This is a genomic window from Cnuella takakiae (assembly GCF_001953305.1).
GTDB lineage: Bacteria > Bacteroidota > Bacteroidia > Chitinophagales > Chitinophagaceae > Flavisolibacter > Flavisolibacter takakiae.
In genome coordinates, this window is the sequence record NZ_MTFE01000010.1 from 5,537,178 (window position 1) to 5,550,290 (window position 13,113).

14 protein-coding genes are annotated in these 13,113 nt (G+C 45.5%); 2 read left to right on the forward strand and 12 right to left on the reverse strand.

Translation table 11 applies throughout. The features are described 5' to 3' along the window. Window positions 1-66: 66 nt before the first annotated feature. The 12 genes from BUE76_RS23650 to BUE76_RS23705 all read right to left on the reverse strand — a co-directional run bounded on the left by BUE76_RS23650 (window position 67) and on the right by BUE76_RS23705 (window position 11,890). Window positions 67-747: a class I SAM-dependent methyltransferase gene (locus tag BUE76_RS23650; protein WP_073039065.1), complete on the reverse strand. Its 681-nt coding sequence runs from the start codon at window positions 745-747 to the stop codon at window positions 67-69. Window positions 748-847: 100 nt separating this feature from the next. Further along, a complete protein-coding gene (locus tag BUE76_RS23655) occupies window positions 848-1,420 on the reverse strand; it encodes a DUF2911 domain-containing protein (RefSeq protein WP_073039067.1) in 573 nt (190 codons plus the stop codon). Between the two features lie 32 nt (window positions 1,421-1,452). Beyond that, entirely contained in the window at window positions 1,453-2,052 is a 600-nt protein-coding gene (locus tag BUE76_RS23660; RefSeq protein WP_216820731.1) for a DUF3347 domain-containing protein, read from the reverse strand. Further along, window positions 2,045-3,262: an efflux RND transporter periplasmic adaptor subunit gene (locus tag BUE76_RS23665; protein WP_073039069.1), complete on the reverse strand. Its 1,218-nt coding sequence runs from the start codon at window positions 3,260-3,262 to the stop codon at window positions 2,045-2,047. Before BUE76_RS23665 ends, BUE76_RS23660 begins: the two co-directional genes overlap by 8 nt. A 3-nt stretch (window positions 3,263-3,265) precedes the next feature. After that, window positions 3,266-4,498 (reverse strand): efflux RND transporter periplasmic adaptor subunit, encoded by a 1,233-nt coding sequence (locus BUE76_RS23670; RefSeq protein ID WP_216820732.1) that lies wholly within the window; start codon window positions 4,496-4,498, stop codon window positions 3,266-3,268. Between the two features lie 115 nt (window positions 4,499-4,613). After that, complete coding sequence (locus tag BUE76_RS23675) at window positions 4,614-5,864, reverse strand: TolC family protein (protein WP_216820733.1); 1,251 nt, start codon at window positions 5,862-5,864, stop codon at window positions 4,614-4,616. Further along, entirely contained in the window at window positions 5,848-7,782 is a 1,935-nt protein-coding gene (locus BUE76_RS23680) for an efflux RND transporter permease subunit (protein WP_073039074.1), read from the reverse strand. Before BUE76_RS23680 ends, BUE76_RS23675 begins: the two co-directional genes overlap by 17 nt. A gap of 4 nt (window positions 7,783-7,786) precedes the next feature. Further along, window positions 7,787-9,082, reverse strand: a complete 1,296-nt coding sequence (locus tag BUE76_RS23685) for an efflux RND transporter permease subunit (protein WP_073039075.1) — start codon at window positions 9,080-9,082, stop codon at window positions 7,787-7,789. Between the two features lie 63 nt (window positions 9,083-9,145). Beyond that, entirely contained in the window at window positions 9,146-9,508 is a 363-nt protein-coding gene (locus BUE76_RS23690) for a heavy-metal-associated domain-containing protein (protein ID WP_073039077.1), read from the reverse strand. A 38-nt stretch (window positions 9,509-9,546) separates the two neighbouring features. Further along, on the reverse strand, window positions 9,547-10,635 hold the full coding sequence (locus tag BUE76_RS23695; protein WP_073039079.1) for a hypothetical protein: 1,089 nt from the start codon (window positions 10,633-10,635) through the stop codon (window positions 9,547-9,549). Window positions 10,636-10,746: 111 nt separating this feature from the next. Then, window positions 10,747-11,355: a DUF3347 domain-containing protein gene (locus tag BUE76_RS23700; RefSeq protein ID WP_073039080.1), complete on the reverse strand. Its 609-nt coding sequence runs from the start codon at window positions 11,353-11,355 to the stop codon at window positions 10,747-10,749. 124 nt (window positions 11,356-11,479) lie between these two features. Then, entirely contained in the window at window positions 11,480-11,890 is a 411-nt protein-coding gene (locus tag BUE76_RS23705; protein WP_449506037.1) for an HYC_CC_PP family protein, read from the reverse strand. A gap of 402 nt (window positions 11,891-12,292) precedes the next feature. Between BUE76_RS23705 and BUE76_RS25250 the strand changes: the two genes are divergently transcribed. Next, on the forward strand, window positions 12,293-12,463 hold the full coding sequence (locus tag BUE76_RS25250) for an ArsR family transcriptional regulator (RefSeq protein WP_245798244.1): 171 nt from the start codon (window positions 12,293-12,295) through the stop codon (window positions 12,461-12,463). A 96-nt stretch (window positions 12,464-12,559) separates the two neighbouring features. Next, the gene (locus BUE76_RS23715) at window positions 12,560-12,940 is read left to right on the forward strand and encodes a hypothetical protein (protein ID WP_073039082.1); all 381 of its coding nucleotides are present in this window, start codon (window positions 12,560-12,562) and stop codon (window positions 12,938-12,940) included. Window positions 12,941-13,113 lie beyond the last annotated feature (173 nt).

A 13,113-nucleotide genomic window follows, 5' to 3' on the forward strand; every position in this document is an offset into this window, starting at 1 on the left:
ATAACCTTCACTCAGACGGCCCTTCCGTTTACCCATCACAGCACCTATCCTTAAAACACATTTAGTTCATATGTAGTAGAACCTGTTTTTTGTTTTTGGCCTATATGCGGTATAATACCGGAACGTTCCGAAAAGGGTCTCCAGTTGATCGTTTTCTAAAAGCATTTTAAATCCAGCTCGCTCTACCAAAGAGGGTATGGTTCCTTTTACATTATCCTCAGTTGTTTTGAACCCATCAAGGATTTGAACGAGATAGAATTTCCACCTGCTCTTCCTATTAGCAGGTAGCCCCCAATCAGCGAGAATGAACCTGCCGCCCGGTTTTAATACCCGAAATATTTCAAGAAGCGCTTCCTTTTTCAAGTCACTTTCTAAGTGGTGGAACACCAAGGAACTAAATACACAATCAAAGTGGCTGCTGCTAAAAGGAAGCTTTTGACCATTATAGGACATTAGCTCTACTTCCTTAGAAAGAGCTTGTTTTTTACGTGCAACCTTCAATATCCTTTCATCGGTGTCAATGCCAATCCATTTTGTTCTTGGGCCTCTGACAGAACCAATGGCTAGGTTTTGTCCCGATCCACAACCGAATTCTAAAATGAGCTCTCCTTCCTTAGGGGAAATAAGATCCATTAGCTTTTTCCTTATCAGTCTTTCAGGTAAAGTGGCTGCAATAGCTGCATCATACCACCTGGTGAGGACATGATAGCTCAATGCTGGTTTATATTTAGAACCGGTCGAAGTCATAGATGTTTGAAATGATTTTCATTCAGCTTGCCTTAGCCCTCGGCTTGTCGCTTACAGTATCACATTCAGATGGTAATCAACGGAACCTCAAGGTGGGCAACTATTGTACGGTTATAGGCACAGTAGCCTTCACCTTTTCCCAGGCAACAGAAAGGCTTCCTTTACTCTTAGCGGAGGGCTCAATGAAATACTGGAGCCGTTCCAAATGGTTAGTTTTCTCCGGCTTCACCTGTACCCGTACAATGTCATCTTTACTATTATATTCGGAAGCAAGGTGCTGTTCCCAATGTTTGTTGATGATAAAAACCCACTGGTTTTCCCCAGGTATAGTAAAAAGCGCATACTTACCGGCCGGCACCTTTTGCCCGTTTACAAGGATGTCTTTGTTGAATTCAAGCGTAGTGGCATTGTGTGCACCGGTTACCCACACTTCTTCAAAAGGCACAAGCCCGCCCCAAATAACCCTTTTACGTACCCCAGGCGAGTGATAGTTGATTGTGAATTGGGCATCTCCGATTTTTCCTACTGCAACCGATTTGATACTTTTCTTTGTTGTGTCTTTTATTAAGTTCGGATTATAGCAGACCTCACTTTCTTTCTGGGCATAGAGGCTGGAAAACGAAAGCAATAAGGTTGAAAAGAGCAGGCCTCTGATAATTTTCTTTACTTCCATAATATTCTATGTTGTGCTTGGTGGTGATTTGTTTACTTAATCGTTTCTTTTACTTCTCCGCAGGTTAACATCTCTTCTCCGAAATATGGGTTGCGGATCTCTTTATCAGTACTTAACCAATAAGCGCCCTTATTATCAAGTGCCATCGGGCAGTAATCCATATATAGTTCTCCTTCAACACCTGCTTTTTTCACAAGGCCAATCATTGCATCGCTAAGGCTTGCAAAGTGAGCCCGTTGCTTTTCTATACTGGGAGCTTCGACGATCCGTGCGGCAGCAGAAGCCAAACCTTTCCCACCCTGTACTTCAGCAGCACCTGCTTCTAGGGCATTAGAAGCAATTTTTGCCTCAGCGAGTTTTCCATTGGTTAATGCTGAAGTAAGTTGTTGGTATTGCTGGTAAACCGCATTTAAACCATCATCTTTGATCCTAAACCTTTGTAACGGTGCCAGGGAAACTGCTCCGGGTGCATGCACTGCATGATCAATGGTATTGGTACCGGTTGCTCTTTTTGTTTCTTTTTTTTGACTTCCGCCGCAGGAAGCAAGCATGAAAGCCACAGTTAATGGAATAATGTAATGATGGAACTTTTGCATGTCAACAATCTTGTTAGTTATTTGAGCCTTACCCATGATTATGACCTGCCATGGGGTTTTTCCCTTTCTTCAATATGAACTCGCTGTACAAGAGGTAAGCACCTGTGGCTACAACCTTATCGCCTTCAGCTAGCCCGCTGGTAATTTCAACCAGGCCTGCGGTTTCCATACCGGTGGTAACCATCCTGGGTTCGTATTTGCCCTTCTCTTTTTCAATCCAGACATGCATTCCTTTTTGCTCACGGATAACAGCGTCTACTGGAAGTGTCAGTGCATTGGCGGCGGACTTACCGGGCAGCAACACGTTGGCTTGCAAACCTGGCTGCCACTGACCATTTACATTTGGTATGCTACCTCTTATTTGCATCAGTTGCGTACCGGATTGAAGCGCGGGTGTAATAAATTGAATGGTCATACGGTGGGGCTGGTCCTCCCATCCCGGAACGATTACTTTTACCTGTTGACCGATGCGAACATTGCCGGCTTCTGAGGGATAAACATCCGCTTCGACCCACAAGCTGCCATATCCTTCAATTCGCATAATGGTGGCGCCTTCTGCAACATATTGACCTTCTGTAATGGAGAGTTCTGCCACAACACCGCTGGCTGGAGCAAAGTAGGTTACATAAGGGTCGGTTTTTTGGCTCTTTACAATGTTTGCTATTTGGGCCTCACTCATGTTATACAGCAGAAGCTTCTGACGGGAGGCCTTTAATATTTGCTGAAAATGGGCATCTCCGGGAAACTCAGAGGCTTGTCTTACTGCCAGCAGGTATTCCTGCTGTAAGGTGGCCAGCTGCTCAGAGTAGATTTTATAAACAGCTTGGCCTTTTCGTACTGGCACGCCAAGCTCTTTAAAATAAAGAACCTCGATTCTACCAGGAACACGGCTGGATACATATTCAGTTGCTTCCGGGTTGATAACCAACCGACCATTGAGCTGCGTAAAGTTGGAAAGCGATCCCGTGCCTACGGTAGTGGTAGTAATACCAGCCAAGGCCTGTTGGGCCTCACTTAACTGGAGCGCATCATCCGTATTGTTCTTATCAAAGGGAACCAGGTCCATGCCACATATGGGGCAAGTTCCTGGGCTATTTTGAACAATCTGCGGGTGCATTGGACAGGTATAAGTCTGCTTTTTGGCGTCAGTTACAGCAGCTTGTCCCTTTTGCTTGCAGGCGCTAAGCAAAACAGCGGGGGCTGTAAGGGCTATTGCTATGTTCTTTATAAACTGTTTGCGTTGCATGCTTTATTCTTCTGTTTGATTATCGGACTCTGTCCGGATAAAGCTTTCACTATCTACTAAATAGGCAGCATTCTGGGCTATTTCCCAACCACCAATGTTATCCGTGATTTGCACGAGCCCTTCCTGGGTGGCTCCTGTCTCAACATTTTTAGGTTGGAAAACTGTTCCTTCTTTTTTAAATACAACAGAGGTGGTCCCCAGCTGCACAACAGCAGATTTAGGCACCCACCATCCTCTTGCAACAATGGGAATATTTGCCGTAAGGAGCTGCCCTATAGTAAAGCGCTGGTCATTGAGGTATACACGAGCAATGGTGAAGTTGCTACCGGCCCTGAAAGTGGGTTGAACGAGGCCGATGGTGCCGGTATAGACTGTTTGGGGTTCCGCTGTTGGACGGAATACCAACTTCTGGCCCCTTTTTATTTGTGCAGCCAGGCTTGGTTCAAAGGCAAATTCAGCTACCAGGCTGTTGTTGTTATATATAGTAAAAATGGACTGCCCTGCTGCCACATATTGCCCCTCTCTGATCATGACAGGGGAATTTTCAGCAGGCATGCCGGAAGCATTGGTGGTAGAAGCTGATGAGGAGCCTGAAGGGCCCATAGAGCTGCCACCGGCACCCATGCCACCCATACTGCCGCCGGCATCAGCGGATGTGCCGGAAACAGCACTTTGAGCAGGTGTGGCAGTTTGAGCAGCGGATCTTTCCAGAATATAACCGCTTGCCCCGCTATAAACAGGCACCCTGTATAAGGCTTTTCCGGAGCGAATTACCTGCCGGATCTGCCCTTCCCCCATACCCAGGAGCATCAGCCTTTGTTTTGCTTTTTGAAGTAAGCTCGAATTTTGATCTACCCTGCTTAAGTATAACAGTTCCTGCTGCGCAGCAGCCAGTTCCGGGGAATAAATTTCCATGATCAGTTGCCCCTTCCGAACGGGTTGATAGTTGTACTTGATGTAAAGGCGTTCGATGCGGCCACTTACGCGGCTGGCCAGGCTCGTCTGCCGGCGGGTATCGTAAGTAATTGAACCCTGGACCTCACGGGAAAAAATACGGGTGCCGCTTTCAGCAGTAATAGTAGGTGTACTTGCCACCACTTGTTGGTTAACTGGCTTCAACAATGGAGTCAGGCTGCTATCTACTCCTTCTGCGGATGCAACTCCATTTTTAGGCACCAGGTCCATACCGCAGATCGGACACTTACCAGGTTTATCCTGTACAATCTGTGGATGCATAGGGCAGGTATATTGCTGCGATGCTGCATGCTGATGTGCATCCTTTCCTGGCGTTGTCTCCTTGCCTTTACAACTTGCAAGCATCAAAAGACCTATCACAAAGACGATACTTATGTTAACGGTATAACTCTTTCTCATAATCAACGATCATTTGATACAGCTTTGCCTTTTCATCCAGTAAGTTCATCTGCATCATGGTTAATGCTTCCCAGGAATCAATGACAACGGGCAATGCCAGCTTATTTTCCTTGTAATTCAGGATGTTTACATCAAGTGCTTTATGGAGGGAAGGAATGATTTTGTTTTCCATGCCTTGGATGCGTTTTTGCATCGACTCGATTTCAGCCCTCATGCCGTACAGCATGCCTCCTGTTTCCTGCAACATGGCAGCACGCTCCTTTTCCATGGCTTGCACATTCAACTGCATGGCTTTTATGTCGGACTTGTACATCTTTGAAGCCCATGGAGCAATAGGAATGGATACCATGCCCATAACGCTGTATGAATTTGGCATCATTGCATCCAATGGATACATATGATCATACTGAATCCTGAAATCCGGTTTCCGCTGCTGCCTCATAGAGGCAATATTGAGTTCCATGGAGCGGATGCTTTCATTCATCCGCCTGATGTCTCCCCGCTGCTCTGAAAGACCAACAGAGTCTGGGACAGCAGGATTGAAAAACACTTTCCGGCTCGTGTCAATTTGGAAAGGGGTATTCCCTTGCTGGTTCATTAGGCCATTGAGGTATCCCCGGGCACGTCCGATCTCTCCCTCCTGCATCCGGATCATGTTCCTGTTTTCTTCAATCCTGGCATCCGCTCCGTACACACCACTGAGCTGCGATTGATTATAAGGGTAGCGGACTTCTTCAATTTTCCGCATCATCTCCATAATATCTCCTGCCTGCTCCAGTACTTTTATCCTTTGTTCGGCAACCAGCCAGGAATAATATTGTCGTTTAGCCTGTGCTTTTAAATCATTCAGCGTCACTGCGCGGGATGCTCTTTCAACATTGCCTTGCGATTCAATATATCTCCTGGTAGCATTTTGCTTTGCCCGGTTTGGAATATCCTGTTCTATGCGCAGCATTAGCGAACCGGCATCACTGGGCTCCATCTTCATTTGACCAGGATAGGGCGTCATAAAAGTGCCCACTCCAACCATTGGTGCCATCCATGCTGTAGCGGCATCCGCACTATAGCGGTAGCTCTGCGCCTTCAGCTCATAGGTTTGCAGTAAAATGTTATTCCGGTCAATGCGCTTAAGTATTGTATCAAGTGTAAGCACAGGCGCTTGCTGGCTCAGCGCCGTAAGGGGCAGCAGCAAGAGGACTCCTATAACATTTTTAGTGTTGAACATCATATACCTCCAGTTTTCCATGCTTGCGTAATTCGTATTCCTTAGCCATCAAAAAAATCAATGGCGTCACCAGCAGAATGTGCGTGGAAGATGTTAGTACCCCGCCAATCATGGGTAGTACTATTGGCTTCATTACATCCGTCCCGACCCCTGTAGCCCACAGGACAGGTATCAGTCCAAAAAGTGAAACACAAACAGTCATCAGCTTTGGCCGCAGACGTTTCGCAGCACCATGTATCACATACTCCCGAAGATCTTCTTTAGTGATTGTCTCCCTTGAATTGCCTTTTAGGGCAATAAGCTGCTTCATGGCATCATTGAGGTAAATAACCATCACAATACCTGTTTCTACTGCTATACCGAACAGCGCAATAAAGCCAACCGCTACCGCCACGGAAAGGTTAACACCCCAGAAATAGATCATATAAGCGCCACCAATCAGGGCAAAAGGAACGGTGATAAGACTAAGGAATGCCTCCCTAATGGAGTGAAAGGCAAAGTATAGGGAGAAGAAAATGATTACCAGTACGATGGGAGCAATCCACATTAGGGTTTGTTGGCCCCGGATCAGGTTTTCATACTGGCCGCTCCACTCTACAAAGTAGCCTTGCGGCAATATACCCCGTTCGTTATTGATCTTTTTAATAGCATCCTGAACAGTACTGCCCAAATCACGGCCGCGAACATTAAACATAACAGCTCCTCGGAGCAATGCATTTTCCGATGAAATCATGGGCGGGCCATCTTCAAATCGAATATCTGCAACTGCGGAAAGCGGCACCTCACCAAATACAGGAGACTGCAATGGAATGCGGCGAATATTATCTACACTGTTGCGGTACTGCTGGGCCAGGCGTGTACTGATGGAAAACCGCTGCCGCCCTTCGATGGTGGTTCCGATAGTGGCACCACCTAAGGCGGTTTCAACCGTTTGGTTGACATTGTCTACGTTCAGCCCATACCGGCTTAGATCTCCCCTACGTACATTGATGGACAGATATTTGCCTCCGGTAACGGGTTCTACATATAGGTCCTGAATGCCTTCGGTTCCTTCCAGTGCAGTTTTTACCCGCTCCGATACAGAGGCAATAGAATCCAGGCTTTGACCATATACTTTTACACCCACATCCGTACGGATGCCGGTTGCCAGCATATTGATCCGGTTGATGATGGGCTGGGTCCAACCATTTACAACACCGGGTATTTGCAGCTTTTTATCCAGTTCATTGATAATATCTTTTTTGGTGATGCCTTCCCGCCACTCCTTTTTGGGCTTGAGCATGATAATGGTTTCAATCATGCTGATGGGGGAGTTATCGGTAGCTGTAGCAGCACGGCCCGCCTTTCCCAGCACCTTGTCAACTTCAGGAACAGATTTGATGATCTTATCCTGTATTTGAAGTATACGCTTGGCTTCTGCATTTGAAATATCCGGAAGAGTCACAGGCATAAACAAAATGCTTTGCTCATCCAGCGGGGGCATAAACTCACTTCCAAGGCTGCGTAGCAACGGAATAGTAATCAGCAGGGCAATGATGTTGATGGCCAGAGTGGTTTTGCGCCATTTCAGCACCCCTTTGATTAGGGGGGTATAAAGCCGTTCCAAAAAGCGGTTGACAGGATTGGCATTATCAGGCCGGAATTTTCCTTTCATAAAAAAGGAAATCAGTACTGGAGCAAGTGTTATCACAAGCAATGCATCCACCACCATGATAAAGGTTTTGGTAAATGCAAGCGGGTGAAAAAGCTTGCCTTCTTGCCCGGTCAACATAAATACCGGAAGGAAAGAAGTAATGATGATCACCGTAGCGAAGAAAACGCCGCGGGAAACCTGCTTGCTGGATTTTTCAATTATTTGGAGGCGCTCCTCTTCTGAAATCCACTGTTCAGGCTTGCGAAATATTTTTGAAAACAGTTTCATACTGTTACTTGATTTTATATTTTTTCTCTTTTTCCCATAATGCATAGCGTTCAGCCAGGTGCTTATAGGCATTCTCGCTCATGATGATGCCATTATCTACAATCACTCCAATGGCCAGCGCAATCCCGGTGAGCGACATGATGTTGGAGGAAATGCCAAAGGCATTAAGCAGAATAAAGGCAATGGCAATGGTGATTGGAATTTGGATAACAATACTGAGCGCACTGCGCCAGTGAAAAAGAAAAATGATCACGATCAGAGACACCACGATCATTTCTTCAATAAGGGTGTTCTTGATGGAATCTACCGACTCCTGTATCAGTTCACCGCGATCGTAGACAATGTCGAACTTTACGCCTTCAGGAAGGCCTTTTGCAACTTCCAGCATTTTCTTTTTGATGCCTTCAATCACAGAGGCTGCATTTTCACCGTAACGCATTACCACAATACCGCCAACGCGTTCCCCTTCACCATTCTGGTCAAATATGCCCAGCCTGGTTTCACCGATCATCTGTACGGTAGCTATATCTGCAACACGTACGGCAACTCCTGCCTGGTTCTGTACGGGAATGTTTTCTATTTGTTCTAAAGACTGGAGATAACCCGATGTCTTGATGATATATCCGATGTCACTTAATTCAAACTTGCGTCCGCCGGATTCATTGTTGTTGGTTCGCACGGCATTTATTACATCCCCTACAGAGAGCTTATAATAAAGGAGTTTATTAGGACTAAGGGTGATAGAATACTGTTTTTGAAAGCCGCCAAAGGAAGCGATCTCACTGACGCCAGGGACATTCTGTAAGGCAAATTTGACATACCAGTCCTGTATGGCCCTTTGCTCACCCAGATCCAGTTTAGGTGCATCCAATGTATACCACAGGATGTGCCCGACACCTGTACCATCGGGGCCCAGCTGCGGCGTTGCGCCTTGGGGAAGCGATTGGGAAACAGTACTAAGGCGTTCCAATACCCGGGCCCTGGCCCAGTAAACATCTACATCATCTTCAAATATGACGTAGATAAAGCTCATCCCAAACATGGAAGTACCACGTACGTATTTGATACGGGGCATTCCCTGCAGGTTGGTAACAAGTGGATAGGTGATCTGATCCTCTATCAGCTGTGGAGCCCTGCCCATCCATTCGGTAAAAACAATTACCTGGTTTTCTGACAAATCTGGGATGGCATCAATAGGATTTCTTTTGACGCTTATGATGCCCCAGACAAATAATCCTGCCACCAGTGTAAGTACAATAAACCGGTTGCGTAAAGACCATTCAATTATTCGATGTACCATTGATCTACTCTCTTTTAAGGAGCGGCGCACAACAACAAAGCTGCTCCTTTGCTTGATTGGTTACTAATGCTTGTGTCCGGAATGACTTTCTGTTTGGGCTTTCCGGTCATACCGGCAGCATCCCGGAAGCTTCTTATAAATGGCATCTTCTGCCCTTACGTTCTCAGTATCATGACCTGCAGCCGCTACCTTCTTCTGTATATCACTAAAATTGGTTTTGCCGGAATCGTAGGTAACAGTGAGCATTTTGGTATCTACGTCCCAACCGGCTTTTTTTACTCCATCTATCTGTATGGCTTTTTCGACCCTGCTTTTACACATTTCACAATTGCCGTAAACTTTTACAGATTCTGTTTTATCCTGCGCAAAAACACTGGTGGCAAGTGCTAAAAAAATGATGAGTAGTAAATGCTTCGTATTTTTCATCTGATTCACTTTTGATTTAATTATTAGCAGGTTGTGCTTTAATATTTTATAACAATGCCGTTAGGCTTTTTACCAACCAGGATGTCCTTTATTTTGGTGTGGGTAGTAACATCTATAACCGAAACACTACCCGCCATTTGGTTGGTAACATAAGCAACGGAGCCATCGTTAGTAAAGGCTGTAGCATGTGCCCCCATAGCTGTATTGAAAACACCGCCCTGCACCCATGTGTTCCCTGTTGTGCTCCATGTCCAATAATGTACCTTGCCCCCTTCCGGGTCCGTTACCCATAGCTCGTTTTTAAGGTTATTGTGGGCTACACTTCCGGGCATAAAATGGAGGTTGATGGTTTGCACTACTGTATTAGCAGCTACGTCAATCACGCTTACGGTTTGCCCGTCTTCGTTGTCCACATACATCTTTCCATCATAGCCAACCCAAGCCGCTACAGGGTTGTCACCAACAGGTATGGTGGCAATGATGGCCTTGGTGGCTGGATTGATCACCATTATGTTATCATCACCGCCATTGGCGACATATGCCTTTGTACCATCAGCCGAGAAGGTGATTTCTGCAGGCTCATCCCCAACAGGGATGGTGTTTTTCACGGCGTAAGTGGCTGCATTTAGAACGAGGATTTTTTGATCATTCATTTGCGAAGTCCATATTTCGGAGCCGTCTGGTGAATACACAGCATTGTGGTTCATGCCAGGCACTTCCAGGTCTTTGATCATGGTGCCTTTAACTGCATCTACGACCATTACCCGGCCTTTCATGCCGGCCATGCTTCCGCTATGGCCTTCGCTCAAATCCATACCCGGCATGGCTATGGCTAGCTGATGGCTGCTGGCATTAACGCTGTGGTAAATATGGTGAGGCCACATATCCATTTGAGCACCTGCGCTCATCAGCTCGATTGTTTCTGCAAGGCTGTTGTCCGAAAGCTTGATCACAGAAAGCGTATTGCTTTCACCATTTACCACATAGGCTGCCGGGTAGGAGATGTTTCTTTCGGCCATTCCATCATCCATGCCATCCATCTTATGTTTCCTGCATGCCTGCAGCACAACAAGTGGCAGGACAAATAGGGATAGGCGGTAAAGGAGGTTGATTGATAATTGCTTCATTATAGGGATTTTACATGTAGCGAAACAGTAAGAAATAACATGAGCTCATTTCTGGAACGGGCCAACAAACCAGGAGAGCTAAATTGACCCGCCCATACTCTGAGACCATCCTTACTGGTTGGTAAGCACTTGTTCCACCTTGCCGCACTCAGGCATCTTCTTGCCCATGTAGGGGTTTACGATCTCCTTCTTTTCGCTGATCCAGTTTGCGCCCTTATTGTTGTCGGCCATAGGACAATGGTCGAGGTAAAGGGTTTTGTTCGAACCAAAGGTTTTTACCAGTTCTGCTACATCCTCACTCATACCTACAAAATGTTCCCGTTGGTGATCGATCTTGCCGGCATTAGCAGCAGTATGTTCTGCATGCTCTTTTAGGTCTTCAAATACATCATTGAAGGTTTTTTGCTGATCCGCTGTGAACTTGGACCTGTCTACCTGGCCCAGGCTTTCGGTAAGGGCTTTGGCGCCACTGGCTGCCTCTGCAGCATTATCGCTGGCAAGGGCATTTTTAACGTGCAGGTAGTGATCAATGACCATGCTTACCTCATTTGCTGATGCATTGGCTTGGTTAGAGGCTGCATTCCCAGCTTCGGCACCTGTAGCCGAGGTTTCTTGCTGGGTGACGGAACCATTTTGATTTTCTGAACCGGCTTGGTTACCACATGAAGTGAACAGGATGGCAGCAGTAGCCATCAGGGCGCTAAAAACTCTGATTGTCATCGTTTTAAGGTTTGATTGTTATGTATAGAAGAAATAAGAATAGCAAGCAGTTACAATCCCTTATTGGGCATGTAACGCAAAAAGCCCGACAAGCAGGAGTTGTCAGGCAGTAAGCCAGAAGATATTAAATTCTGAATACGCGGTATTGTAAATACAAAGGCTCTTTTTCCCTATCGGGAGGAGCGTTGCTAAAAGGGAGCCTGTAGGATGTGCCTACATAAAGAGTCGGCTGGTAATCCGGAAAAAGAGGAGTAACAACTTCTGAAAATGACAAAAGATAGCTTAGGGATGCTTCAGTAGCCTTCTGATCAGCGTCAACTTTTACTTGTTTGTGTTCATCCTTACAGCAGCCTTTGGTATCTTCTTTAGCCATACCACAATTGCTGCAAGAATCGCTAACATCCTTATCAATCCCCCAGCTCACCAACTCATCCATGCAATAGTGCAAATGGATGGTAGCTCCGGTGGAGGCTGTAAGGTAAAGAAGGGATAATATGAGAATAGCGAGCCTTTTCAAAACACTGTCTGTGAGCAAAAGTAGGCATTGTCATCTGGAAATAATATAAAAGTTGTTGTCGGGTGAACAAAAAGGCTAGTTAAAAGCCTAAGAAGCGACGAATGCTTCTGCTCTGGAACCCGTTAAGCAACACATCATTTTAGCACCATTTAAATGCTAAATAATGAACTCCTACTTTATTCAACCAGATATAGAAGTGGGACAAACGTAATCATTTAAGCAAATGCTTAAATGATTACGTTTGTATAATGGAAAATAACTGTACCTGTGCGTTTGCTGACGCTGTACTAATTTAAGAGCGCTAGAAAAAAGTCCAATTGGTAAATCATTCCCTTACTCAATTGAGTCAGATCCTGAGCTTGGTTGGAAATGACGTTCGTCTGAAAATACTTTATCTTCTGGATCAAGAAGGACAGCTTTGTGTGCGATCTCAGTGACAGTATTCAGATAACGATTCCCGCTGTTTCCCAGCATCTTCATAAGCTGAAGGATTGCAACCTGATCCAAAGCCAGAGGCAGACAATCTTCTATTCATTAAAACAGATCAGCTACATATTCTTAAGCCTTTGTTTGAACGCATTACAATTGTAAACCCCCAAAACAGAAAGGCCTTCCATCTATTAATTTACGGTTAAGTTTACAATTTCACGTCTTAGAATTTAAGATTCACTGTACTTTTGCGCCTACTTGAAAAAAGTAACTGCCATATTGCTCTTATTTGTGCAACTTAGCGCAACCACTGAGTTTTCGCAGCTTTTTAAGCTGCCTGTACTTTGGCAGCATTACCAGGAGCATAAGGAAGAGAATAAGGATGTTTCCTTTATTAGTTACCTGACGATGCACTATCTGAATGGCGATGCAAAGGATGCAGATTATGAAAGAGACATGCAATTGCCTTTCAAAACCGGTTCAAACTATCAGGTCAGTAGTGTAGCCTCTATACTTCCTGCTCCAATAACCGCAACTGAACCCCCTGTATATTATCACTTGTCCGAAATCGTGACCTCCGACGATACCTTTATCTCCTCTCAGTTTCTATCTGCTATCTGGCAGCCTCCGAAAGCTTAAGCTTTTCTATTACTGTTTTCCATTCTTACTGCGAGATGAGCTTTGTCTTTATCTCGTAATGAACACTCATAGTCACGATCAGCTATGCAGTGTCGCCATTGTTCCTGTGTATGGACGTAAGACGGTTCAAATAGTGCCTTCCCATTCTGACTTTCATGGTTCAATGGCAATCT